At 46.1% G+C, this 241-nt stretch carries 1 protein-coding gene; it reads left to right on the top strand.

All coding sequences use genetic code 11. From position 1 onward, the window contains the following. Window positions 1-45 precede the first annotated feature (45 nt). Window positions 46-241: anti-CBASS protein Acb1 family protein (locus SB725_RS33520; protein ID WP_410923736.1), on the top strand; the 196-nt coding region annotated here is incomplete at its 3' end.

The raw sequence follows: 241 nt of genomic DNA, 5'->3' as shown, positions 1-241 counted from the left end.
CATCAATATTCCTTCTCCGGGCTAAACGATATTTACGAAAGCTTCATGCTTGACATTTCAGGAGCAAGTGAAATTCCAGTTACAAGGCTGTTTGGCAGATCGCCAGCAGGTATGAATGCAACCGGGGAAAGTGATCTGCAAAACTATTACGAGGTGGTTCAGCAGCAACAAGAATCCACCCTTGGTCCGATCCTCGACAAACTACTTCCGATCATTTGCATGTCTGAGTTTGGGGCCATAC

The organism is Pseudomonas sp. SIMBA_041, assembly GCF_046535095.1.
In the GTDB taxonomy this organism is placed as follows: domain Bacteria; phylum Pseudomonadota; class Gammaproteobacteria; order Pseudomonadales; family Pseudomonadaceae; genus Aquipseudomonas; species Aquipseudomonas mucoides.
This window is presented reverse-complemented; position numbering and strand designations above follow the sequence as displayed.